At 47.2% G+C, this 23,184-nt stretch carries 23 protein-coding genes and 1 riboswitch; of the genes, 16 read left to right on the top strand and 7 right to left on the bottom strand.

Annotated features, from left to right (window positions below; all coding sequences use genetic code 11):
• The first annotated feature begins 4 nt into the window (after nt 1-4).
• The 7 genes from ubiD (at nt 5) to RJ32_RS12485 (ending at nt 7,476) form a co-directional block, all read left to right on the top strand.
• Nucleotides 5-1,477 (top strand): 4-hydroxy-3-polyprenylbenzoate decarboxylase, encoded by a 1,473-nt coding sequence (gene ubiD / locus RJ32_RS12515; RefSeq protein ID WP_034822675.1) that lies wholly within the window; start codon nt 5-7, stop codon nt 1,475-1,477.
• Nucleotides 1,478-2,179 carry an NAD(P)H-flavin reductase gene (gene fre / locus RJ32_RS12510; RefSeq protein WP_034822674.1) on the top strand — a complete coding sequence of 234 codons (702 nt, stop codon included), beginning with the start codon at nt 1,478-1,480 and terminating at the stop codon, nt 2,177-2,179.
• 50 nt (nt 2,180-2,229) lie between these two features.
• Nucleotides 2,230-2,328: riboswitch (TPP riboswitch) on the top strand.
• Between the two features lie 49 nt (nt 2,329-2,377).
• Nucleotides 2,378-4,507 (top strand): TonB-dependent receptor, encoded by a 2,130-nt coding sequence (locus RJ32_RS12505; RefSeq protein WP_034822672.1) that lies wholly within the window; start codon nt 2,378-2,380, stop codon nt 4,505-4,507.
• 11 nt (nt 4,508-4,518) lie between these two features.
• Nucleotides 4,519-4,776 (top strand): YkoF family thiamine/hydroxymethylpyrimidine-binding protein, encoded by a 258-nt coding sequence (locus RJ32_RS12500; protein WP_034822670.1) that lies wholly within the window; start codon nt 4,519-4,521, stop codon nt 4,774-4,776.
• On the top strand, nt 4,769-5,395 hold the full coding sequence (gene pnuC / locus RJ32_RS12495; RefSeq protein WP_011235582.1) for a nicotinamide riboside transporter PnuC: 627 nt from the start codon (nt 4,769-4,771) through the stop codon (nt 5,393-5,395). Before RJ32_RS12500 ends, pnuC begins: the two co-directional genes overlap by 8 nt.
• Nucleotides 5,392-6,135, top strand: a complete 744-nt coding sequence (locus tag RJ32_RS12490) for a phosphotransferase (RefSeq protein ID WP_034822669.1) — start codon at nt 5,392-5,394, stop codon at nt 6,133-6,135. Before pnuC ends, RJ32_RS12490 begins: the two co-directional genes overlap by 4 nt.
• Nucleotides 6,136-6,150: 15 nt before the next feature.
• Complete coding sequence (locus tag RJ32_RS12485; RefSeq protein WP_034822667.1) at nt 6,151-7,476, top strand: MFS transporter; 1,326 nt, start codon at nt 6,151-6,153, stop codon at nt 7,474-7,476.
• Between the two features lie 14 nt (nt 7,477-7,490).
• Here the strand turns inward: RJ32_RS12485 and RJ32_RS12480 are convergent, their stop codons facing one another.
• The gene (locus tag RJ32_RS12480) at nt 7,491-7,688 is read right to left on the bottom strand and encodes a DUF3185 family protein (protein ID WP_034822665.1); all 198 of its coding nucleotides are present in this window, start codon (nt 7,686-7,688) and stop codon (nt 7,491-7,493) included.
• A 179-nt stretch (nt 7,689-7,867) separates the two neighbouring features.
• Here RJ32_RS12480 and RJ32_RS15250 point away from each other — a divergent pair, with 179 nt between their 5' ends.
• Both RJ32_RS15250 and RJ32_RS12475 read left to right on the top strand, forming a co-directional pair.
• Nucleotides 7,868-8,446 carry a TonB-dependent siderophore receptor gene (locus RJ32_RS15250; RefSeq protein WP_235598960.1) on the top strand — a complete coding sequence of 193 codons (579 nt, stop codon included), beginning with the start codon at nt 7,868-7,870 and terminating at the stop codon, nt 8,444-8,446.
• A 107-nt stretch (nt 8,447-8,553) separates the two neighbouring features.
• On the top strand, nt 8,554-10,323 hold the full coding sequence (locus RJ32_RS12475) for a TonB-dependent siderophore receptor (protein ID WP_235598959.1): 1,770 nt from the start codon (nt 8,554-8,556) through the stop codon (nt 10,321-10,323).
• 64 nt (nt 10,324-10,387) lie between these two features.
• Here the strand turns inward: RJ32_RS12475 and RJ32_RS12470 are convergent, their stop codons facing one another.
• Both RJ32_RS12470 and RJ32_RS12465 read right to left on the bottom strand, forming a co-directional pair.
• Nucleotides 10,388-10,864 (bottom strand): Dps family protein, encoded by a 477-nt coding sequence (locus tag RJ32_RS12470; RefSeq protein ID WP_011235578.1) that lies wholly within the window; start codon nt 10,862-10,864, stop codon nt 10,388-10,390.
• 145 nt (nt 10,865-11,009) lie between these two features.
• A complete protein-coding gene (locus RJ32_RS12465; protein ID WP_034822663.1) occupies nt 11,010-11,933 on the bottom strand; it encodes a rhodanese-related sulfurtransferase in 924 nt (307 codons plus the stop codon).
• A gap of 136 nt (nt 11,934-12,069) precedes the next feature.
• Here RJ32_RS12465 and RJ32_RS12460 point away from each other — a divergent pair, with 136 nt between their 5' ends.
• A complete protein-coding gene (locus RJ32_RS12460) occupies nt 12,070-12,828 on the top strand; it encodes a sulfite exporter TauE/SafE family protein (RefSeq protein WP_034822662.1) in 759 nt (252 codons plus the stop codon).
• Here the strand turns inward: RJ32_RS12460 and RJ32_RS12455 are convergent.
• Nucleotides 12,745-13,791 (bottom strand): CNNM domain-containing protein, encoded by a 1,047-nt coding sequence (locus tag RJ32_RS12455; protein ID WP_034822661.1) that lies wholly within the window; start codon nt 13,789-13,791, stop codon nt 12,745-12,747. The two genes, RJ32_RS12460 and RJ32_RS12455, sit on opposite strands and share 84 nt — an antisense overlap.
• Before the next feature lie 15 nt (nt 13,792-13,806).
• A complete protein-coding gene (locus RJ32_RS12450; protein WP_235598958.1) occupies nt 13,807-14,253 on the bottom strand; it encodes a YqaA family protein in 447 nt (148 codons plus the stop codon).
• A gap of 272 nt (nt 14,254-14,525) precedes the next feature.
• Between RJ32_RS12450 and hemH the strand changes: the two genes are divergently transcribed.
• From hemH to RJ32_RS12430, 4 genes are read left to right on the top strand one after another with little or no spacing between them, the layout of a single operon-like run.
• Complete coding sequence (hemH, locus tag RJ32_RS12445) at nt 14,526-15,620, top strand: ferrochelatase (protein WP_011235573.1); 1,095 nt, start codon at nt 14,526-14,528, stop codon at nt 15,618-15,620.
• 11 nt (nt 15,621-15,631) lie between these two features.
• Complete coding sequence (locus RJ32_RS12440; protein WP_011235572.1) at nt 15,632-16,135, top strand: TIGR02281 family clan AA aspartic protease; 504 nt, start codon at nt 15,632-15,634, stop codon at nt 16,133-16,135.
• Between the two features lie 23 nt (nt 16,136-16,158).
• A complete protein-coding gene (locus RJ32_RS12435) occupies nt 16,159-16,662 on the top strand; it encodes a hypothetical protein (protein WP_034822659.1) in 504 nt (167 codons plus the stop codon).
• A gap of 27 nt (nt 16,663-16,689) precedes the next feature.
• Nucleotides 16,690-18,990 carry a bifunctional diguanylate cyclase/phosphodiesterase gene (locus RJ32_RS12430; RefSeq protein WP_034822658.1) on the top strand — a complete coding sequence of 767 codons (2,301 nt, stop codon included), beginning with the start codon at nt 16,690-16,692 and terminating at the stop codon, nt 18,988-18,990.
• On the opposite strand, the gene RJ32_RS12425 is transcribed toward RJ32_RS12430, so the two are convergent.
• Together RJ32_RS12425 and RJ32_RS12420 are read right to left on the bottom strand one after the other, a co-directional pair.
• Entirely contained in the window at nt 18,987-20,627 is a 1,641-nt protein-coding gene (locus RJ32_RS12425; protein WP_034822656.1) for a methyl-accepting chemotaxis protein, read from the bottom strand. The genes RJ32_RS12430 and RJ32_RS12425 overlap by 4 nt on opposite strands.
• Before the next feature lie 128 nt (nt 20,628-20,755).
• Nucleotides 20,756-21,385 carry a peroxiredoxin gene (locus tag RJ32_RS12420; RefSeq protein WP_034822654.1) on the bottom strand — a complete coding sequence of 210 codons (630 nt, stop codon included), beginning with the start codon at nt 21,383-21,385 and terminating at the stop codon, nt 20,756-20,758.
• A 127-nt stretch (nt 21,386-21,512) separates the two neighbouring features.
• On the opposite strand from RJ32_RS12420, the gene RJ32_RS12415 reads away from it, so the two are divergent.
• Both RJ32_RS12415 and RJ32_RS12410 read left to right on the top strand, forming a co-directional pair.
• Nucleotides 21,513-21,956: a YaiI/YqxD family protein gene (locus RJ32_RS12415; RefSeq protein WP_011235567.1), complete on the top strand. Its 444-nt coding sequence runs from the start codon at nt 21,513-21,515 to the stop codon at nt 21,954-21,956.
• Between the two features lie 2 nt (nt 21,957-21,958).
• Complete coding sequence (locus RJ32_RS12410) at nt 21,959-23,155, top strand: GGDEF domain-containing protein (protein WP_034822653.1); 1,197 nt, start codon at nt 21,959-21,961, stop codon at nt 23,153-23,155.
• Nucleotides 23,156-23,184: the final 29 nt, after the last annotated feature.

Below are 23,184 nucleotides of genomic sequence, written 5' to 3'. Positions count from 1 at the left end.
GCGTATGAAATATCAAGATCTGCGTGACTTTATCGCGCTCCTCGAGGAGCGCGGTGAACTTAAGCGCATCCAACAAGAGATCGATCCCTACCTCGAAATTACCGAAATATCAGACCGTACGTTAAAAGCACAAGGCCCGGCCTTATTGTTTGAAAACGTGAAAGGCCATGATATGCCTGTATTGGCTAATTTGTTTGGCACACCCGACCGCGTGGCTTTAGGCATGGGTCAGGAGTCAGTAACCGCTTTACGGGATGTGGGCAAATTGCTGGCCTTTTTAAAAGAGCCTGAGCCTCCTAAAGGCTTTCGCGACGCGTTGAATTTACTGCCTAAGTACAAAAAAGTGCTGAGTATGTCGCCAAAAAGCATTAAAAAGGCACCGTGCCAGCAAGTGGTTATGAGCGGCGACGACGTTGACTTAACCAAGCTGCCTATTCAGCACTGCTGGCCGGGCGACGTTGCGCCTTTGGTGACCTGGGGTCTTACGGTAACTCGAGGTCCGCATAAAGAACGTCAGAACTTAGGCATTTATCGCCAGCAACTTTTGGGTCCGAATAAGCTTATTATGCGCTGGTTGTCGCATCGCGGCGGCGCGTTGGATTTCCAGGAATGGTGCCAGCAGCATCCGGGCGAAAAGTTCCCGGTGTCAGTTGCTTTGGGCGCAGACCCTGCGACTATTTTGGGTGCGGTAACCCCTGTGCCTGATAGCTTGTCGGAATACGCCTTTGCCGGTTTGTTGCGCGACAGCAAAACCGAAGTAACGCAGTGTCTCAGTAACGACTTACAAGTACCTGCGCACGCTGAAATCATTCTGGAAGGTTACATAGAGCCGGGTGAAATGGCGGCAGAAGGGCCTTATGGCGACCATACCGGCTACTATAACGAAGTGGATGAGTTTCCGGTGTTTACCGTGACTCATGTGACCCACCGCAAAGATCCTATTTACCACAGCACCTATACCGGACGTCCACCGGACGAACCTGCGGTGCTGGGCGTTGCTTTAAATGAAGTTTTTATTCCGTTGCTGCAAAAACAATTCCCAGAAATTGTCGATTTTTATTTGCCACCGGAAGGCTGTTCGTACCGTTTGGCCGTAGTCACTATGAAGAAGCAGTACCCGGGTCACGCGAAGCGTGTGATGATGGGTGTCTGGTCTTTCTTGCGTCAGTTTATGTACACCAAGTTCGTGATTGTGTGTGACGACGACGTAAATGCGCGTGACTGGAAAGATGTTATCTGGGCTATGACAACCCGGATGGATCCGGCACGTGATACGACCCTGGTCGAAAATACGCCAATAGATTACCTTGATTTTGCTTCACCGGTTTCCGGACTGGGCTCAAAGATGGGAATGGACGCCACCAATAAATGGCCGGGTGAAACCGACCGTGAGTGGGGCGAACCAATCGTCATGAGCGATGAGGTAAAACAGCGTGTTGACGAGCTGTGGGACGAACTGAATATTATGGAGTCGTGAATGAGTCAACAAATGACCTGTAAAGCTAAAATTTCGCGCCAGTTGGCGGATGCCGTGTGGGAAGTGCGTTTACAATTGCCGCAGCCGTTAGAGTTTAAAGCAGGCCAGTACCTTATGGTGGTGATGGGCGAACGCGATAAGCGGCCTTTCAGTATTGCGTCGTGCCCGTCCAATAAAAGTGAGTGGTTACTTCATGTTGGCGCTACGCCGGACAACAGCTATGCCATGGAAGTGTTGGATAAAGTGCGTGACGATGGGGAACTAGAAATTGATGCGCCGGACGGTATTGCGTTTTACCGTCAGGAAAACACTAAGCCGGCAGTGTTAATTGCTGGTGGCACCGGTTTCTCGTATACCTATTCTATTTTGCAGCAACATTTACGTGTGTCGCCAGAGCGGCCTCTGACACTTTACTGGGGTGCAAAAAGCTTAAGCGACCTGTATTTGCATGACGAACTGGAACGCTTAGCAAGCCAGTACGAGCACTTTGATTATCACCCGGTGGTCGAAGACGCGGATAACAACTGGGCTTATTCTATTGGTTTAGTGCACCACGCGGTTATGGCCCGTGAGCAAAGTCTGCCTGAGTGTGAAATTTACATGGCTGGCCGTTTTGAAATGATACGCGTTATTCGCGACGACTTTGTCGCTAAAGACGTACCGTTAGAAAACCTTTACGGCGACGCTCTGTCCTTTATTTAATTGCACTGAAAGTAAATTTGTTTAACTAACAAGCTGCGTTATACTGACGCCGCTTTACCAAGGGGTGCCGGCAACGGCTGAGATGCATTAGCGAACCCTTAAAACCTGATCCGGTTAATACTGGCGTAGGGATGGTAGAAAACCCGTCTAATACAGCCTTACCGGATCGTTTCTGACTTTGTTTTGAGGAAATGATCCATGAAAATAATCAATTCATACTTAGCAGCCAGCATTGCCGCTGCGTTATCCAGTGTTCCCGCTTTTGCCTTTGCAGCAGAGGACACACAAGATACAAAAGACATTGAAATTATTGAAGTGAGTGGTGACTTTCACCGCCGCACCTTAAATGAAACCACCAGCAGCGTTTCTATTATTGATAAAGATGCGATGCAACAGCGTCACTCACAGCATTTACAAGACACTCTGAACAGTTTGGCCAACGTGAATTTCTCGGGTGGTACTTCCACGGCTCGGTTTATTCAAATTCGTGGTATTGGCGAGCGCTCTCAGTTTGTTGATCCTGTAACGCCCTCGGTCGGTTTGATAATTGATGGTATTGATTACAGCGGATTAGGCAGTGCCGCATCGCTTTTCGATATTGATCACGTGGAAGTGTTTCGCGGTCCGCAAAGCGGACGTTTTGGCGTGAACGCTATGGCCGGTTTATTGTTGCTGGACAGCACCGCACCGAGCAGCGACTTTAACGGCCAGTTTCAGCTATCAGCAGGCAACTATTCCGAAGCCATGGGCGGCCTTGCTATGGGCGGAAACCTAGGGCTGTTAGGTAACGCCCGCTTCTCGGTCAGCCAGTTTCAGCAAGACGGTTACATTGAAAACACTTACCTTGAGCGTGATGACACGGAGCAGCGCGACGAACTCACTGCGCGCTTCAAGTTGGATACCGAGCTCAGTAAAGACTGGCTGCTGCAAACGGTTCTGCATTATAACGATGTCGACAATGGCTACGATGCGTTTAGTCTCGACAACACCCGCGAAACTTTGTCCGATGAACCGGGTTTTGACCGCTTAGAAAGTCAGGCATTGCGCTTGCAGCTCAGTTACCTGGGTTTTGACAACAGCCGTCTGGAAATGTCTGTTAACTACCTGGATGCAGACACCGGCTACGCTTACGACGAAGACTGGACCTATGAAGGTATCGCTCCGGGCTGGGAATACTCAGCTTTTGACGCGTACTTCCGCGACCGTGACGACAAAACCGCCGAAGTTCGCTGGGTATCCGACGAGCCCGAAAGCCTGTTTGGTATTGATAGCGAATGGGTTTTAGGTTTGTACTATTACGACAAATCGGTTCAGCTGACACGTGACTATTTTAACTGGGACTTAGGCCAGCCAAGCATTTTCAACAGCGACTATGATAGCAATCACGTTGCTATTTATGGTGAGCTAACTCAGCATTGGAGTGACCGGGTTAGTACTATAACTGGCTTGCGGGTAGAACGTTACGACAATGACTACCTCGACAGTCGCGGTATTACCGCTGAACCTGAAGACACCATGGTGGGTGGTAATTTCAGTGTCCGCTATCAGGCGTCTGACGACAGTTACCTGTACGCGACTCTGGCGCGCGGATACAAAGCCGGTGGCGTTAATGGTGAAGCTTTAGGAAAAGCTGAAGATCAGGGTCTGGAAGAATTAGAAAACTACTTGTTAGACAGCTCAACCTTTGCTCCGGAAACGCTCTGGAGTACCGAGTTTGGCGTAAAAGGCAGCAGTGCCGATGGGCGTTTAACCTCAAGAGTCAGCGCATTTTACCATTGGCGTGACGATGTGCAGCTCAAGGGCTGGGTAAACCGAGACCAGTCATTTGTGGGTTACATTGAGAACGCCGCTGAAGGCACAGGTTACGGTCTGGAAGCGGAAATTCGCAATCAGTTTACGGATTGGTTGGCGGTTTTCGCTTCGGCCAGCTGGTTAAAAACCGAAATTGAAGGTTTTGTTACCGAAGACGGCACCGATATGACCGGGCGGGAGCAAGCGCAAGCGCCTAATTATCAGTTGAATATTGGCTTTGAAGGTTGGTTAGGCGAGAACTTCCAGTGGGTGATTCAGGCCGACGCGAAAGACGAGTTCTACTTCTCTGACTCGCATAACCAAAAAGCGGACAGCATGGCAGTGTTGCACCTTGCGCTAAACTATCATTATCAGGATTGGCACTTTAGCTTATGGGGGCGTAATTTAACGGATGAAGACTACGAAACTCGCGGTTTTTACTTTGGTAATGACCCTCGTAAGGAGTATGTGCCGGAAACTTACGTCCAATACGGTGAACCGCGTCGCTTTGGTATCACTGTCAGAAAATCGTTTTAAGGGAGCTTAATATGCAAGTTTCAGTAGAAATGTCGCTGTATCCACTGGCTGAAAATTACCTGGATACCATTAAAGATTTTATTGAGCGCTTAAATCAGCATTCAGAACTAACGGTTCTGACCAACACCATGAGTACGCAAGTATTTGGTGAAATGCAGGACGTTATGCGCATTATGGGTGAAGAAATGGAGCTGCTTTTCCAGAATGTGCCTTCGAATGTTCTGGTTTGTAAATTTATTAACAAAGACTTAAGGCCGGATAATGCCTGAGTCTTTGCTCGAATCCTGGCTTGAGCAGTTGATGGTCAGTTCCCCCTGGGAGCTGACGGCTTTAGTCATGGCTTTGGGGTATTTAGTTCTGGCGGCACATCAGCGCCAGTGGTGCTGGGCTGCGGCGGCGGTCAGCTGTACTATATACGCTGTCTTGTTCTGGCAAGGTAAGTTGTATATGGAGTCTTTGCTGCAAACAATCTACATTGCGTTGGCAGGCTATGGTTGGTGGCAATGGCAGCGTCAGCAAAGCGCAGCAAAGGAGAGTCCTGATGGCGCGAAATACCCGTTTCGTTGGCACCTGCTGCAATGGGCGTGGTTGGTTCCTCTGGCTGCAGGCATTGCTTATTTACTCTCGGTTTATACCGACGCAGACGCAGTATGGCTCGATACTTACACCACAATATTCAGTTTGCTGGCCACCTGGCTGGTTACCAAAAAAGCGTATGAAACCTGGTGGTACTGGCTGGTTATCGACAGTGTTTACGTTTATTTGTACGCCAGCAAAGGCTTTGTCGCCACCGCCTTGTTGTTCGTGGTTTATCTGATACTGGTGATTTATGCCATGTGGCGCTGGCGCCATGACATTTCGCTGAAATCTGCGAGTGAAGCCGGGTGATTGGCCGGCCCTGCGAAATACAACTGCTTGCTTCCGGGCAGTCTAATCAGACGTTGCGACTGCGAACAGATACAGAAGATTATGTGTTAAAACGCTGGCGCTATGAACAGGTATTCGCGGTTGACCGTGAGCTGGAAGTATCTATACAAAAAGAGCTGGCGCAACAGGCTCTTGCCCCCGAAGTTTTAGCTTACGATGCTAAGCAAGGCTGGTTTTTACAGCCTTACTACCAGGCTCCGTCTTTACAGCAAGTTACGCTGTCGCCTTTGATTAAAGCCACTGTACTGGCTGAAACGCTGTCGAAAATCCACAATACACGAGTTGATATTCCGGCCTGGTCTATGTCTGAGCGGGTCGAGCATTATTTGCAGCAGTTGCGTTCGGTCAATTCGGCGGTTGCTGCTCAAATGAGCCAGAAATTGGTACCCATGCAACCCTTGTTAGAGGACTGGCTCAGTTATCCGGTGTTATGCCACAACGATTTATCTATGAATCATATTTTAATGGCCGATCCTATCCGGATTATTGACTGGGAGTACGCGGGTATTGGCCACCCCTTGTTTGATATTGCCAGTGCAATTGTCGTGAATGAACTCAGTGACCAAGCCTCGGTTCGCTTAATAACAGAGTACGAAAAAATAGCCCATTATCAAATTGATCGGCAGCGTTTAGCGCAATGGTTTGAGTTTGTGGAATGGTTGAATAAAGTATGGCAGCATCTATTTCGACACCTTTCTTAAAGTGAACACTTTGCCATGACTGATAAAAAACTGACTGAACGCGTTTACGGCTACTTAGCTGAAGACGAAGATGCTCGCGTTTGTAAAGATATTCCTGAGTCTGCCTGTAACGAGCAACCGCGTTCATTCGTTTTGATGTTGTTGTCGTTAACTCTGACAAAACTGGGTGACAGCTTAGTCAGCGCGCGCCTTGTATTGCCGTGGATGTTGAGCTCGCTGGGCGCTCCGGCGGTGTTTATTAGCGCTTTAGTGCCTTTAAGGGAATCTCTGGCTTTATTACCTCAGCTCTTTGTTGCTCAAAAGCTCCGTGAGCAGCCGGTACGCAAATGGTTCTGGGTTGCGGGCAGTGTCGGTCAGGCAGTCTCGTTGCTGGCTATGTTGTTTGCGGTAGCAACTTTAGATGAATCTGCACTGGGCTGGTCTGTGGTTGTTTTATTGGCAATATTTAGCTTGTCGCGAGGCATTTGTTCTGTGGCGAATAAGGATGTGACCGGTAAAACGGTATCTAAAACGCGCCGTGGACGAATGTCCGGTGTCGCAGCGTCCGCCGCCGGATTACTCACACTGTTAACCGCACTCGTTATTATATTTGCACCTGATATGGAAGGTCAGCGCTCATTATTTATTGGACTACTAGGTGCCGGTGTTGTGCTCTGGTTTGTTGCGGCTCTACTTTATGCGGGCATTCCTGAGGTTGCCGGTGCAACCGAGGGCGGTGGTAACGCGCTGACCGAAGCACTGAAATCAATGTCTTTGCTGTGGCAGGATCGTCAGTTTGGACACTTTGTCATTTCGCGGGCGTTACTAGTCGCCGCCGCTTTTGCTATTCCTTATATCGTGGTTCTAATTCAGCGCGAAGGCGAGTCCGAACTGACTAGTCTGGGCAGTTTAATGCTAGCGAGTGGGCTTGCCGGTTTGTTGGCGGGGCGCTTTTGGGGTCGTTGGTCCGATTCTGCCAGTCACCATGTGATGGCAGCAGCTTCCGTTATGTCGACTTTGGTAATATCGGCTGCGCTGGCACTTTATTACTGGATACCTGAGGCGCTGGGCGCGCAGTGGATTGCGGCATTACTTTTATTCAGTTCGGCGGTTGCGCATCATGGAGCACGAGTTGGCAGAAAAACCTATCTGGTTGATATGGCAACGCAAGATAACCGGGCGCAACTGACGGCGGTATCTAATACCGTGATGGGGGTAGTGCTTTTAGCTGGTTTATTACTGGGGTGGGTTGATGCTGCTTATGGCGTTGCTGCCGTTTTATGGGTACTGGGAGCTATTGGCTTACTTGCTACCCTTACAGCCTTAAGACTGCCAGACGTATCAGACGACACGTCTGGCTAACCACGTTTACTAGGTTACTTTCCGCGAATGACCGCGTAGAGACCAATAATAACTGCGGCAACACCACCAATTAAATACCAAATGGTGTTGTCAGTTGGTTCATTTGTAGCCACTTCTGATACGCTAGAGGCAATTGATTGTGAGGCCTCATATGAGAAATACAATAAAATAGCGCCAACAACTAATAGAACAATACCTACGATACGAGTCATAAAGTCTTCCTTTTGTTGTGTTTACAACTATCAATATAAAGCACTCTGTCAGATCCGCAAGTTTCCTTACAAATATTGATTTATATCATCTGGTATATTCCCAAGCCAATGAAATGGCTGTACTTGTTAAAAAGCTGGTCTCGTTTAAAACAAAAAAACAACAAAAGTAAGGCAGAACTATGAGCAGAGCATCTTTTAAACTTGGGTATTTGGCCATTTCAATGTCAGCAGCGTTAGCAATCCCGGGTACCGGTTTTGCGCAACAAGCGGATGCTAATGCAGAGTCTGACGAATCTATGGAGCGCATTGTCACCTTGGGTTCGCGGGTTAATGGCAGAACAGCGACAGAATCGGCTTCGCCAATTGATATTATTTCTGCAGAGCAACTCGTAAATACAGGAGCGACTGAACTCGGTAAAGCCCTGCAAATGAGTGCGCCTTCTTTTAACTTTTCCAGCACAACCATTTCTGACGGTTCTGACATCATTCGTCCGGCAACACTGCGCGGACTCAATCCGGATCAGGTTCTGGTTCTGGTTAACGGTAAACGCAGGCATCAACAAGCTCTGGTGAACGTCCAGGAGACCATTGGTAAAGGCTCGGCAGGCTACGACATTAACGCCATTCCAATTACCGCTGTTGCGCGCGTCGAAATTCTACGAGACGGTGCGGCGGCTCAATACGGGTCTGATGCCATTGCCGGGGTCATTAATATCACGCTGAAAGCTCCGAAGGCGGCAGTGTTTCCGCTGAAATAGGCCAAACTTACGAGGGTGATGGCGAAGTTAATACTGTTGGCGTTAATTTTGGTGTTGAGTCAGACAACGGCTTTTTCAACGGCACGTTGGAGTACCGTGACCGGGGAATGACGAACCGGGCGTCTCCAGCTGAAGCATCGCTCATAGGAGACTGGTCATCGCCCAGCGGCGACCCTGTGGTTCGTCTGCATATTGGTGATGCCGATTCGGAGAACTTATACGCCTGGTTTAATTCCGGTTATAACTTTAGTGAAACGACAGAGCTTTATGCTTTTGGTGGTATCTCCAGCCGTGACGGTGGCTCTTCAGGTTTCTTCCGCGGACGCGGACACCCGAGAACCATAGAAGCAATTTACCCCGATGGTTTTCTGCCGAAACTAGAGACCGAAGCGGATGATCAATCGTTGGCTGTTGGAATTCGCGGAGACCTGCCTAACGCCTGGTTGTGGGATGCCAGTGTGGTTTACGGTAAAAATGAATTTGGCTTTAACTCGTCAAACTCTGCAAATGTAAGTTGGTACTACGAACCAAGTCCGGACGGCGGTATTTACAGCGAAACACCAACAGAGGCTTTCGATGGCGAACTGGTCTTTGAGCAGACGACATTCAATTTAGATTTTAATGGTACGGTTGATATCGCAAATGAGCTGCTTTATCTGGCGGTGGGGTTAGAGATGCGCCGTGACGGCTATCAAATTAACCCTGGTGACCCGGTATCCTGGTCCTATGGCAGAGCTAATGATCCCAGCATTGAAATCCTAACCCCATCTGGTGACCCTGCTGAAGCCGGCATACAAGGTTTTCCGGGTTTTAGTCCGAGCCAGGCGGTAGATGCTGACCGTGACAGTTATGGTGCTTATGTCGATGCAGAATACTATGTAACGCCGGACTTCTTGTTAGCCGGGGCTTTACGCTACGAAGATTATGACATAGCCGGAGACAATATTTCCGGTAAACTGTCTGCCCGATATGATATCAACAGTGACCTCTCTGTGCGTGGCACAGTATCGACCGGATTCCGGGCTCCTGGTGTACAGCAAATTTATTACAGTCAGGTATCCACTAACATTGTTAATGGCACTCTGGTAGAAACCGGGACCATTGCTAATGATGACGAAGTCGCACGTCAGTTTGGTATTAACGAGCTGGAAGAAGAAACGTCTGAAAGCATAAGTATGGGTCTTATAAAGCGTTTCAACAACGGTTTCGATCTGACCATGGATTTTTATCAAATCAATATTGATGATCGCATTGTGTTATCGGAATCTCTGACGGCCGATGTTGGTGCGGAGTTTGGCCAAATTCTGGAGGATAATAACCTGGGCGCCGCTCAGTTTTTTACCAACTCTGTTGACACCAAAACCACAGGTCTGGATGTGATCGCGTCTTACCCGACTGAGTTTATGGACGGCAATTTGAATTTAACTGCCGCAATGAGCTTTATGAATACCGATGTAGAGCAGGTGAATTCGGTCTCTTCATTAATTCCGGGGGAACAGATCTTCAACGACACTCAAGTCCTGCGTCTTGAAGAGGGACAACCCAGTGAGAAAGCAACGTTAAGTGGTGACTGGACTCGTGATGCCTGGAATGTGAATTTAGCCTTTAATTACTTTGGGCCTGTTGAAGGGCAAGCCTTTACCGGTGTGCGTCATGAGTGGGGCGGTAAGTGGTTAACTGATCTTTCTATTGGTTACGACTTTACTGATAGTTTAAATGTTCGTATTGGTGCGAATAACCTGTTTGACACTTACCCCGACGAATGGGGCAGTGCTGGTTCACCATTTTCTGATGCGGGCTTTAAATATGGCTGGGAAACTTTCCCGTTCGGTATTAACGGTGGTTACTACTACGCTCGGTTGAATTACACTTTCTAGTCATTATCGACATAAAAAAACGCCCCGAATACCGGGGCGTTTTTATTGTTACTTCTCGGAGCGATTAATTGCCCATGTAAGACGTCAGCATCCAGGCTGTTTTTTCCTGCTCTTTGATGTAGTCACTCATCAACGCGTTGGTTCCTTCATCGCCTGCTTCATCAGAAATTTCAAGAATTTCACGCTGCAAACGAATGGTGGTCTGATAGCTATCCAGAATATTGGCTACACAGGCACGACCGTCGTGTACATCTTTAACTTCTTCAATTTCGCTGTTCTTGATGTAAGTTGAGTAAGCATGCTGAGGGCGCTGACCCAAAGTTAAAATACGCTCTGCAATTTCATCAATTTTAAGCAGTAAATCGTCGTAGGTCTCTTCGAATTTAGCGTGCAGTTCAAAAAAACGCTCGCCCTTAATGTTCCAGTGAAAACCGCGAACATTCATATAAAAAACTTGGTAATTTGAAAGTAGCTCATTGAGCTTGTCACCAAGTTGTTCTGCTTTTTTCTGGTCTAAACCAATAACGCTTAACTGTTTCATAAACCCTCCTTTATCATCGTTATGCCTTAACCATAGTTGAATCATAGGGTTAAAGAAAGCGATAAAAATCGATAACGCTGACAGTTAAACTCGATAACTGTCAGCTTATGCTTACATAGGGAGTATGGGGGCGCTGTGAGTTAAATCAACTCAGGCTTTCAAGTTTACCGTCGCGGATATGTTTTTCACCGCGGGCTTTAGCTAATTGAATTTGACGCTCACGTTCGGCAAATCGCTCTTTTTGCTCGGTTGAGGTCTTGTCATAGCAATGCGGGCAGCTGACACCTTTCTGGTAATGTTCTGACTGCATTTCTTCAGCAGTAATGGGCATGCGGCAGGCATAACACTGGTCGTATTCACCCTGCTCCAGACCGTGCTTAACGGTAACGCGTTGGTCAAAAACGAAGCACTCACCATTCCAGCGACTGTTGTCTTCCGGCATCATTTCCAGATATTTAAGAATTCCGCCTTTTAGATGGTAAACCTCATCAAAGCCCTGCTCTTTTAAATAAGCGGTCGACTTTTCGCAGCGGATACCACCGGTGCAGAACATAGCAACTTTCTTATGTTTTTCCGGATCCAGATGCTGCTTCACGTACTCCGGAAACTCGCGGAAAGTATCGGTCTTAGGGTTAATGGCGCCTTCAAAGGTTCCTACGGCGTATTCATATTCGTTGCGGGTATCAATAACCAGCACTTCCGGGTCGGCAATCAGGTCGTTCCATTTTTCCGGATCGACATAAGTACCGGCCGAGCTTTTAGGGTCAACCCAGTCAACGCCCAGGGTGACAATTTCTTTTTTCAGTTTTACCTTGGTGCGGTAAAAAGCTTGCTCGTCACTGGGGGATTCTTTGTGTTCAATGTCAGCAAAACGCTCATCGGAACGTAAGTAATTCAAAACGTTGTCAATGGCTTCGCGGGTACCGCAAATGGTGCCATTAATGCCTTCACGGGCTAACAGCAGAGTGCCTTTTACATCGTTTGCGATAAGCGTTTGATACAGAGGTTCGCGGAGCTCTTTATAGTCATTTAGCTCAACAAATTTATACAATGCCGCACAAATATACATATCATGTTACCTTCTTCAGCGGTCCGGAACGTAAATCCGGAGCCATTAATTAAATTGCGGATCAGTAAATCGCGCGGATTATACCGTTTTGATCCCGATCAGCGCAAATCAGGGACTCAGGGAGCAGTAAGAAAGCATGATTAACGAAGCCTTGTTTTATGGCCTGGTACTCTTATCAGCCGCAACCTCGTTATTAACAGCCGTGGCCGGTGCTGGCGGAGGCGCGGTATTGATTGGTGTAATGGCTCTGGTATTACCCGGTAGCGCGGTTATTCCGGTACATGGACTAGTGCAAATGGGGTCTAATATTGGACGAACCGGGTTGTCCTGGAAATACATTCATTGGCCTACCGTTGCCTGGTTTGTGCCCTTTGGTTTGTTAGGCACTTTTATCGGCAGTTTATTATTGGTTCAGCTTCCGACACATTTTCTGCAAATTACCATCGCACTATTTTTAATCTGGCTAACCTGGGGACCTAAGTTGCCACAGAGTTTCCGTGGGCGTGCTGGTCTAGTCGGTGGTGGCTTGGTTACCGGCTTTATTTCTCTTTTTGTTGGTGCGTCAGGGCCACTGGTTGCCGCTTTTGTAAAAGCCCGGTTTAGTCAGCGAATGCAAACCGTCGCGACGTTCTCCGCAGTAATGACCATGCAACACGCGCCTAAAGCGCTGGTGTTTGGCATGGCCGGGTTTGTATTTCAGGACTGGCTACCGCTGGTATTAGCAATGATAGCGGCCGGTTTTGCCGGTACCTGGATTGGTCTGCACTGGCTGAAAAAAATTACTGACCAGCGCTTTGACCAACTATTTCGCTTAATCATTACCTTGCTGGCTTTGCGTCTGCTTTGGGTCGCGCTTGAGCCGTTTGTCCCAGCGTTGACGGGCATAACGGCGTAAACTGGCAATGTTATCGGTTTCATCCATGATGGGGGTACCCAGTATGGTTTCGATAATATCTTCCAGCGTAATGAGTCCCAGCCAGCTGCCGTGTTCGTCATACACTAAAGCCATATGCTGACGCTCTTTAAGCAGGTGGCTCATTAGAGCCTCAACACTGACGGTTTCTGTGACGATCTCAACCGGTCGTACAATGTCTTTCAGCGAGTCTGATTCCTCAGCATCAAGAATATCACTACGAAAAACAATGCCTTGTGGCTCCTCGTCGGTATCAATGACCGGGTATCGGGAAAAAGGCAGCTTTCTAATCCTTTCGCTGACTTCCGGCATGCTTAAATCTGGTCGAATGGATTCACATACTGTTCTTGGAGTCATGACCTGACGTACCCGAATTTCATGTAAGTCGAGAATGTTCAGAATGACCCGACGTTCGTCGTCATCTAACGCTTTTTCTTCGTGCCCAATAGTGGCCATGGCCTTAATTTCGGAGCGAACGTCAATGTCCGCTTCTCCGCTACCGATACGTTTTGTGATTTGATCGGAAAGCCAGATAAACGGCTTAAGCGATAAAATTAAAAAATTTAGTACTGGAGGTAGCATAGGAGCTATCCCACGCCAGAATTTAGCACCTATGGTTTTCGGAATTATTTCTGATAGCACCAGAATAAGCAGCGTCATAACTGCTGAAGCAACTCCCAGATAACCGTCACCAAAGACGACCCCAACTTGTGCTCCAACCCCTGCGGCACCGGCTGTATGAGCTATAGTATTAAGCGTCAGAATAGCTGCCAGCGGCTTATCGATAGAATCTTTCAGCTTGCGCAATTGTTGATGGGTTTTAGGTCGGGACTCTTTTAGCTGTGCTATATAGCTTGGCGTAACCGACAAAATAGCGGCTTCTAAAACTGAACAAATAAATGAAACGCCAATGGCGATAAAAGCAAAAACAATGAGTAGGAACATTGGTACCTTAAATACTTACAAAAACTGCATTAGTAATAACATAGTTCCCGCGACGATGAGAATGGACCAACCGACGAGACCTGCGTATTTACCCCATAAGCGTTCAGTATAAGGCCCTAACCATAAAACGATAAGTGCTAATACATAATAACGTAAAGCTCTTGCGGCACCAGCCGCTAGCATAAATAGCCAAAGCGGATAATCACCAGCACCTGCGGCCAGCATGGCTACCTGGAAAGGAACGGGAGTAACGCCCACCAGAAAAATAGCAATAAAACCGTCTTGACTCAGAGTGTCCTGGAATTCTTTATAGTAGTCCTGAATGGACAGGTAGTTGATGAACCATTCTCCAGCGGTATCAAATAAGGCAAAGCCAATGTAGTAACCGACAATAGCCCCGGCCAAAAAACCCGCTAAAGCGACAGTCGAAACCAGCCATATGCGTTTGCGTTCTAGTACCATGTAAGGTACTAGGACCAACTCTAAGGCTATGGGAAGTATCGTTGCCTCCAGGGCAGACAGAAAAAATAGAAGTATCAACGCATGGGGGGAACTGGCCAGTTTCTGATACCATTGTTGCGTCTTCGAGTTTTCTGTCATTGGCGCGTCAACATATTATTTTCGATAGCATTCATCGGCCCAGTGTAGCGTGATTTTTTTGCAAATAGGGATCGAAGCCGTTAAAACTTACGTAAAATTTGCACTTACATCGTGTTGTTAAAAGGTAACTCAAAATGAAATATCAAGGAAGCCCGGGCTTTTCTCATGGGCAGGCGGACAAAATTGGTGTCTTGGTTACTAATCTGGGAACTCCAGAGGCTCCAACAAAAAAAGCGCTCAAGCCCTATCTAAAAGAGTTTTTATCCGACCCTAGAGTAGTGGAAGTTCCGCGCTTACTTTGGTTTTTGATTTTAAACGGCGTTATTTTGCGTTTTCGGCCTAAACGTTCAGCTGAAGCTTATAAAACTGTCTGGACTGATCGTGGCTCTCCCTTGTTATTTCACACGCAAGACCAGGCTTCGGCCATTGAGGCAAAACTGAAGCAAACCTGGGGTGACAACATTGTTGTGGATTTTGCCATGCGTTACGGGAACCCGGCTCTTAGCGAGGTGGTTGAGAAGATGATGCAAAAAGGCGTTCGCAAACTGCTGGTGTTGCCTTTGTATCCGCAGTACTCGGCATCGACCACGGCCTCAACCTTTGATGCGCTGGCCAAAGACTTTACCAAACGCCGCTGGTTACCTGAACTTCGTTTTATTACTCACTATCACGATTTTTCACCTTTTATCGAGGCCGCTGCTCAGCGCATTGAAAAACACTGGGACGCTCATGGACGGGCTGATAAGTTGCTGTTTTCCTACCATGGGATTCCACTGCGCTACCTGAAAAATGGTGACCCTTACCATTGCGAATGCTACAAAACATCGCGCTTACTGGCAGAACGATTAGGGCTTGGAAAAGACGAGTATCTGACGACTTTTCAGTCACGTTTTGGCCGCGAAGAATGGTTGCAGCCCTACACCGATATGACGATGAAAGCGCTTCCCGGTAAAGGAGTAAAGTCGGTTCAGGTCTTTTGTCCGGGATTTTCTTCTGACTGTTTGGAAACCGTAGAAGAAATTGGGGAAGAAAACCGTGAATACTTTATGGAAAGTGGCGGTGAGCGGTACGAGTACATTTCAGCTCTGAATGCCGAAAGCGGGCATATTGATGCGTTAAGTCAGCTTATTGAAAATAATTTGCAAGGCTGGTCAGTTGAAGACGTAACCGAACAGCGACAGCAAAGAGCTGACCAGGTAAAAAAGCAAAGTTTGCCCTATGATGATTAAAGGAGATTAACTTGGCGCGTACGACTTCTTTCGGCAAACCTTTTATGTTTATTGCCTGGGGGCTAGCCCTTGTCATGTTGGTCTGGTTTTTTGAAGACCAGTTGCAGCAACAGTTTAACCCGAACTCTCAGGTGCAAAGCCATGTTGATAACGGACAAGTCACCGTTTTGCTGGAGCAAAACCGGATGGGTCACTATGTGGCTCAGGGTAAAGTGAATGGTCAATCTGTGACATTCTTACTCGATACTGGGGCAACATTGGTTGCTGTTCCTGAAAACCTGGCCGCAGAACTGGGTTTACGAAAAGGCCGGCAAGGTATGTCTCAAACCGCGAACGGACGTGTTATAACTTATAGAACAGAAATTGACAGATTAGAACTGGGTGAAATTCAGCTAACGAATGTCGCGGCGTCTATCACTCCCGGAATGGATGGGGATGTCATACTTTTGGGCATGAGTGCTTTGAAGGAATTTGAGTTAACGCAAAAAGGCGATACTCTTACGTTACGTTATTAAATAAAACAAAACAGGAATGATGTATGTACAAAACATTACTAGGGGCAAGCTTATTGTTGGTGGCGGGCAGTGTTAATGCACAACAAGAGGCATTGCAGCAATGTGCAGGGATTGAAGACTCGCTGGAGCGACTGGTATGTTATGACAATATTGCTAAGCAGTCTCAGGGACAGGTGAAGCAAGCAGAAGGAAAAGCCAGAGGAAAAGTGCAGGCAGAAAAACAAAAATCAAAGGCTGAGCGCCGTGGTAACTCTTCTTTCGAGCGAACCTTTGGTATGGAGCATAAAGACAAAGAGGAAGGCCAGCTCGACCGAATTGAGGTTGAAGTCGCAGCGAAAGAGCAGGGACCTTATGACAAGTGGCGTATCGAACTGAGTAATGGCCAAATTTGGAAACAGACCGACAGCGGTGGTTATTTTCCCTGGGACGAAGACGATACCTATTATATTGAACGCGGCGCATTAAATTCATTTTTCTTTGGCCGTGAAGGTTCGAATCGCCGTATGCGAGTGCAGCGGGTTAAATAAAATAGGCGGTAAATATGCAGCGAGCCAATGCAGGATAGCCTCCCCGAATACAGCCTGTTGGCGACAGGCATAGCTATTGTTCTGATTGCTACGACAATTTTTGTCGTAGTGATCCGCAAAAGAGCGGAAAAGAAATACCAAGGCACAAATTACTTAATTCAGTCACATTATGAAGCGTTTAACTCGTTAGCCCGGCACCGGGATATTGAAAGCCGCCTGTTGGGCATCTGTCGGCTTATTGAGTCTCAAATTGATGGTGCCATGTGCTCCATTATGGCGGTTGATAAAAAAACACAAACCTTATCAACTGTCGCTTCTGTTTCCCTGCCTAAGTCCTATAACCGCGCCTTGGATGGCTTAGCCGTAGCAGACGGTGTTGGCGCTTGTGGTACAGCGGCAGCACTCGGTGAGCCCGTGCTGGTTGCTGATATGAGAAAGGACCAGCGCTTCAATGAGTTCCGGTCCCTCCTCGAGCAGCAAGGTTTAGTGGCGTGCTGGTCCCACCCTATTTTTGCAACCTCTGACAGTGACGTTATTGGAACTTTCGCAATTTACTTTTCAGAGCCGAGAGTGCCTTTAGGACCTGAACTTGAAATTATTGTCCGTAATCGTGATCTGGTGGCTCTCATCATTGAACAGGAGGAGCAAAGAAGGAAACAAGCTCGTCTTGAGCAAAGTCAAAGTTCACTCTTTACTCACAACCCCGATGCCGTGTTTATGCTCGACTTAGAAGGCAACTTTACGAGTGTTAATCGTTCAGTTTGTGAGCTTTTATTGCTTAAAGAAGAGGATTTACTGGGTAAACACTATGAGCTGGCAGTGCCTGAAAGTGACCAGAAACGAACCTCAGAGCATTTTGAAGCGGCTAAAGCCGGTATTCCACAGTCCTACGAGATAAAGGTAAAAGACCAGACCGGTCAGCTTCATGACTTAGCGATAACCAATATTCCTATTATTATCGATGGCGAAATTACCGGTGTTCACGGCATAGCTAAAGATATTACCGAACGAATTCAGCGAGAAGAAGCGTTAGAATTTTTCACTTCTCACGACAGCTTAACGCACCTGGTAAACCGCAGTGCAATGGAGCAGCGACTACAACAGCTGCAGGAAAACAAGAGTGACGCGGCAATATTCGTCCTCTTTATCGATTTAGATGGCTTTAAACCTATAAATGACAGCTTGGGACACTACCTTGGAGACGAGGTCTTAATTGAAACGGCGCAACGCTTGCAGCAGGTTGTTTCGGAACCTAACTTACTTTGCCGTTTTGGTGGCGATGAGTTTGTCGCCGTTATTCAGGATATGAGTGCTGTTGAGCAAGTTAATGCGTTATGCGCGGAAGTTTTAGCGGTATTCGAACAGCCTTTTCGGATTGGCGAAGTCGAGGTTTCTTTGTCGGCAGCAATTGGTGTTTCAGCAAATGATATTGAATTTAAACACCCGATGGAGCTTACTCAACGTGCCGATGTTGCTATGTATGAAGCGAAAAAACGCGGTGGTAACTCTGTTTACTGGTATTCCGCAAACCTTGATGAAGGCTTAGGTTACAAAGTGGCATTGCGGACTAAAATTCAGGAAGCGCTTGCGCAAGAACAGTTTGAGCTATTTTATCAACCCATTATGACCGACAAAGGTAAAGTTGCCGGAGCCGAAGCGCTCATTCGCTGGCAACATCCAACCAAAGGTTATGTTTCTCCCGCAGACTTTATTCCTGTTGCTGAGCGCACAGGGCAAATCATTCCAATTAGTGAATGGGTGCTAAAGCAGGCTTGTCGCGATCTGCAGCAGCTTAAGCGATATGGTATAAAATCTGTTTCGGTGAACTTTTCGCCTATCCAGTTTTATCGTGAAGATTTTGTCAGTAAAACGAAAGCGATACTCGAACAGTTTGATATTAAACCCGGCGAGATCACCGTCGAAATTACAGAGAATGTATTAGTTAATGATACTCAGCGTATTGCTGAGTTATTGCAGCAATTGCGAGATCTGGGTTTGGATGTGGCCATTGACGATTTTGGTAGTGGCTTTGCCAGCTTACGTTATTTAAATATGTTGCCGGTAAATAAGCTCAAAATTGATCGCAGCTTTATCGAAAATATTCATGAGAACTCGCATAACGCTGCTATTACCTGCGGTATTCTGAGCATGGTTGCAGGCATAGGTATCGAAACCGTTGCTGAAGGTGTAGAAAAAGAAGAAGAATGTGCTTATTTAGTGGAGCATGGTTGCCACTTTATGCAAGGGTTCTTATTCAGTAAGCCGAAGCCGCTGGGAGAACTGCTCAAATGGGCAGAACGCCAGCAATCTTTCGAAAACGAACGTTAGCGGATTCGGAACTGACGGAGCTCCTGTTGCAGGTTGGCAGATAGCTCCGCCAAATTTTCACTGGACTCTTTTACCTGCGCCGAACTTTGCGCGGACTGATCTGAAATACTACTAATAGTATTAATGTTCTGATTAATTTCCTCTGTAACTGAGCTTTGCTCATCAGCCGCGCTGGCAATATGACTGTTCATATCATTAATTTCTGCTACCGCCGAGGTTATTGCCTGGAGTGACTCATCAGCATTTCTTGCTCTTTCCACTGTGTGATCCGCCTCTTCCTTACCGGTGTTCATTGAGCGGACAGCTTCATGAGTTGCTGTTTGTAAACGCTCAATCATTTCCTGAATCTCCTGGGTTGATTTTTGTGTGCGGCTGGCTAAGGTTCTGACCTCGTCAGCAACAACAGAGAAGCCCCTTCCATGTTCCCCTGCACGCGCAGATTCAATAGCCGCGTTTAACGCAAGCAAGTTTGTTTGTTCAGCTATGCTACCAATAACGTCCAGTACCTTACCTATGTTGTCGCTATCTTCCGCTACCTTAGAAATAGTTTGAGATGTTTGATTCACGTGGTTAGCTAAACTCTGAATCGCATCAACTGTCGACTTAACGACATCGCGACCTTGCTTGGTATGATCGTCAGCTGTTTTCGCAGAAGTCGCTGCGTCATTAGCACTTTTGGCTATTTCGTCCACTGTGGTCGACATTTCATGGATAGCCGTTGCCACCTGCTCAACCGCTTCGTGTTGCTTCCTGATGCTTTCGTTAGACTCTTCTGAAATGCTGGAAAGCTCTTCTGACGATGTTGCCAGTTGTTCGGTCATTTCATTAATTTTGGTAATAATGCGCTGAAGCTTTTCGACAAAAGCATTAAATGCATCGGCTACTCGACCCAGTTCATCTGTTCTGTCCAGATTAACGCGTGCGGTTAAATCTCCTTCGCCTTTGGCCATATCTTCAAAACGCTCAAGCATTAAGTTCAATGGCCTGGTAATTAATGGTGGAAAGAATAATGCCAGCAATACGCAGATAGCTAAACCTATGGTCAGGACAACCATCTCTGTCCAGTTACTTTGACTGATGACTTCGTCAATAATGTCAGACTGACTGAGTGCTGCTTCTTCTTTGCGTTGCTCTAGCTGGTCAAGAACGTCCCGCATGGTCTCGAACTGAGGGCCGCTTTGCTGCTCACTTAAACTAATGGCTTCTTCAACCCTGTTTTGACCATGAAGCTCTATTACTCGCTTAGTGGTTGCGACCCAGGTCTCATTTTTTCGCTTGTAATCAGCAACCATTTGACGTTCTTCGGCACTTGAAGTGATAGCTAAAAATCGGTCCACCCGTTGAGAAGCTTGCTGTAGGTTCTCATTGACTGTGTCGACAAGTGCTTGTTTTTTTGACGAACCTGGTGGAACTGAAAGTAAGGTTCTTTCTGCTACCAGAGCCTGATGTAGGTCGCGATCCGCTTGCAATAAGTAATTAAGGCCGGGTAAGTGTTCACTGGCTATTTCATCAACGCTGTTAGCAACGGATTTAAAATTCACGGTACTGACGGTAGCAATACCAATAAGCACTAAAGCCAACAGTGCAATAGGAAGTATTAACTTGTACCGAAATGTAAGGTTGTTAAACCAGCTCATAATTTAACCTCTAAAGTAGCTCGCGACCGATGTCGTGTGACTTATTATCGGAAGCTAAAGAGGGTTACTTTAGGGGGGGATGAAAAAATGCTGAGTGTCATATAACACCCAGCATAATTGATTTTTAACTATTTAATATCAGTCAGTCGCAAATACGGACGTAAGGTTTTCCAGCCCTGCGGAAATTTCTCTTTTGCGTCTTCGTCGCTGACCGTTGGACGAATAATGACAGAATCTCCGGGCATCCAATCTGCCGGGCATGCCACTTCGTCACGGTCAGTCGTTTGCAGAGCATCAATAACCCGTAAAATCTCATTGAAGTTACGACCGACAGTCATTGGGTACGTCATAATTAAACGAACTTTTTGGTTCGGATCGATAATAAAAACCGAACGTACTGTGGCTGTGGCGCTTTCGTTTGGATGGATCATGTCGTAAAGCTGTGCGACTTCTAAATCTTTGTCGGCAACGATAGGAAACTCAAGTAGGGTATTTTGAGTGTCATTAACATCATTAATCCAGCCTTTGTGAGCTTCTACGGTATCGGTAGATAACCCCAGGGGTTTCACGTTGCGCTTTTCAAACTCTGGTGCCAGTTGCGCTGTACGCCCCATTTCCGTTGTGCAAACCGGTGTATAGTCTGCCGGGTGGCTGAAGAAAAATACCCACGAGCCTTTCGCCCAGTCGTGGAATTCTATCGAACCCTGTGTGGTATCAATGGTAAAATTCGGTGCAGTATCGCCAATACGTAATGTCATAGAGTGCCTCCTGAAGCAATTATTGATAAGCTTTGCTGGTAACCATTAAATGATAGCGTACTGAACACATTACAAGGCATTGGGCTTATAACCTTTTACTCTAATATAGATGCGTGGACTATTAGCAATGACTTTATTTATTGATGCCGATGCCTGCCCTGTGGCAATACGGGAAATTCTCTTTCGCGCGGCACAACGAAAACAACTGCACCTCTACTTAGTGGCTAATCAACGCATTCAAACACCTAAATCTAAATTTATTCATATGGTGCAGGTAGGTAGTGGTTTCGATGTCGCAGACCATGAAATAGTCCGGCGCTGTGAAGCGGACGACTTAATCATAACCAGTGACATTCCGCTGGCGTCTGAAGTGATAGACAAAGGCGCTAAGGCATTAAGCCCCCGGGGGGAGCTCTTCACCCCCGACAATATTCGCCAGCGCCTGAATATAAGAGACTTTATGGATACCATGCGCAGTAGTGGTATTCAGTCTGGTGGCCCGCCGCCGTTATCGAATGTGGATCGCAAAAACTTTGCGGATCATTTAGACCGTTTATTAGCAGGGAGTTGAACTTGACCTTTTTTGCGGCGTTACCGGCAATTATCTGGGCTCTCATGGTTTGGTTTTATCCCGAGTGGCTTGCGTCTGTCTCGCTTTCGGTTCCCGGAACCGTCTCAGCCGCACTAGGGGTGGTGTTCTTAGTTGCCGCTTTCTTTCGGCAGTGGCAATGGTTTTATTGGTGCGCCTGGGTTGGTGGTATCTATGCCACAGTTCAGCTCGGTTTACAGCAACCGCTGGCGCAGGAGGAGGTTTCCCAGCTGTACGATGCACTTCCTGTGTGGTTATCGCTTAGTGCCTTGCTCCTGACCTTCCTGAAAAAGCCAGTACTACTCACCGGAAAAGGCATACTGATATTTGTAGCTTTAGCGACATTGCCTTTATCGTTATTGCTGCCGCCAGTTGCCCAGGTTCTCGCTTTATTGAACCCCGCGGAGGTTTTGACTTTACCTGACTGGCAGCAAAGTTCGTTTGCTATTGGACTTCTCATTTGGACAGTCGCTATGGGGGGAATTTGGGCAACTTATTTGCTTTATAAAAGCGCTTCCGCTTTTGCCTGGAGTCATTGGGCGGCATGGCTTTCTCTTATGGTCTTTTTATTGGCTGTGCAGTACCAGCAAGCCTCTACCTGGGCCGCTTTGGCAGCCAGCGCAGGCTTATTGCTGGCGCTGGCCGACCAAATGTTGAAGCTGGCCTACATTGATGAACTAACCGGGCTACCGCAACGGCGTGCGTTGATGAGTCAGTTGCAACACTTACGCAAACGCAGTGCCGTTTGCATGCTCGACGTTGACCATTTTAAAAAGTTTAATGATCGCTACGGGCACGAGGTTGGTGATCAGGTGCTGCGGCTGTTAGGCCGTATTTTAAAAGAGCACGGCGGGTTTAAGGCGTACCGCTATGGCGGAGAAGAATTTACTTTAGTGTTTTTCCACAACGATGAAGAAAAGCTAAAAAATTTGCTGGAAAGCGTTCGTAGCCAGGTTGCTAATTACCCGCTTAAATTGAGAGAGCCTTCGCGGCCAGAGAGTAAGACAAAAGGAAAAGAAGCGCGAGGTAAAAAGGAGAAGAGTAAAACGGTAAAAGTCACGATAAGTTTAGGTGCAACTGTAAAAGAGCCTGATGATACAGCGGATAGCATTTTAAAACGTGCTGATGAGAATCTTTATTCTGCGAAGAAGGCTGGGCGTAATAAGGTGGTGCTGAAATAGAAGCGATCTAAAACCAACGATATACGTTA

Source organism: Idiomarina sp. 28-8 (assembly GCF_000320945.2).
Classification (GTDB): domain Bacteria; phylum Pseudomonadota; class Gammaproteobacteria; order Enterobacterales; family Alteromonadaceae; genus Idiomarina; species Idiomarina loihiensis.
This window is presented reverse-complemented; position numbering and strand designations above follow the sequence as displayed.

Coding starts and splice junctions, on each gene's coding strand:
- RJ32_RS12505 (WP_034822672.1), top strand. CDS start 2,378: ATGAAAATAATCAATTCATACTTAGCAGCCAGCATTGCCGCTGCGTTA.
- RJ32_RS12420 (WP_034822654.1), bottom strand. CDS start 21,385: ATGACATTACGTATTGGCGATACTGCACCGAATTTTACCATTGATACC.
- RJ32_RS12430 (WP_034822658.1), top strand. CDS start 16,690: ATGCAGGATAGCCTCCCCGAATACAGCCTGTTGGCGACAGGCATAGCT.
- RJ32_RS12465 (WP_034822663.1), bottom strand. CDS start 11,933: ATGTATATTTGTGCGGCATTGTATAAATTTGTTGAGCTAAATGACTAT.
- RJ32_RS12450 (WP_235598958.1), bottom strand. CDS start 14,253: ATGGTACTAGAACGCAAACGCATATGGCTGGTTTCGACTGTCGCTTTA.
- RJ32_RS12475 (WP_235598959.1), top strand. CDS start 8,554: ATGACGAACCGGGCGTCTCCAGCTGAAGCATCGCTCATAGGAGACTGG.
- RJ32_RS12485 (WP_034822667.1), top strand. CDS start 6,151: ATGACTGATAAAAAACTGACTGAACGCGTTTACGGCTACTTAGCTGAA.
- RJ32_RS12455 (WP_034822661.1), bottom strand. CDS start 13,791: ATGTTCCTACTCATTGTTTTTGCTTTTATCGCCATTGGCGTTTCATTT.
- RJ32_RS12425 (WP_034822656.1), bottom strand. CDS start 20,627: ATGAGCTGGTTTAACAACCTTACATTTCGGTACAAGTTAATACTTCCT.
- fre (WP_034822674.1), top strand. CDS start 1,478: ATGAGTCAACAAATGACCTGTAAAGCTAAAATTTCGCGCCAGTTGGCG.
- RJ32_RS12415 (WP_011235567.1), top strand. CDS start 21,513: ATGACTTTATTTATTGATGCCGATGCCTGCCCTGTGGCAATACGGGAA.
- ubiD (WP_034822675.1), top strand. CDS start 5: ATGAAATATCAAGATCTGCGTGACTTTATCGCGCTCCTCGAGGAGCGC.
- RJ32_RS15250 (WP_235598960.1), top strand. CDS start 7,868: ATGAGCAGAGCATCTTTTAAACTTGGGTATTTGGCCATTTCAATGTCA.
- RJ32_RS12480 (WP_034822665.1), bottom strand. CDS start 7,688: ATGACTCGTATCGTAGGTATTGTTCTATTAGTTGTTGGCGCTATTTTA.
- RJ32_RS12500 (WP_034822670.1), top strand. CDS start 4,519: ATGCAAGTTTCAGTAGAAATGTCGCTGTATCCACTGGCTGAAAATTAC.
- RJ32_RS12460 (WP_034822662.1), top strand. CDS start 12,070: ATGATTAACGAAGCCTTGTTTTATGGCCTGGTACTCTTATCAGCCGCA.
- hemH (WP_011235573.1), top strand. CDS start 14,526: ATGAAATATCAAGGAAGCCCGGGCTTTTCTCATGGGCAGGCGGACAAA.
- pnuC (WP_011235582.1), top strand. CDS start 4,769: ATGCCTGAGTCTTTGCTCGAATCCTGGCTTGAGCAGTTGATGGTCAGT.
- RJ32_RS12470 (WP_011235578.1), bottom strand. CDS start 10,864: ATGAAACAGTTAAGCGTTATTGGTTTAGACCAGAAAAAAGCAGAACAA.
- RJ32_RS12435 (WP_034822659.1), top strand. CDS start 16,159: ATGTACAAAACATTACTAGGGGCAAGCTTATTGTTGGTGGCGGGCAGT.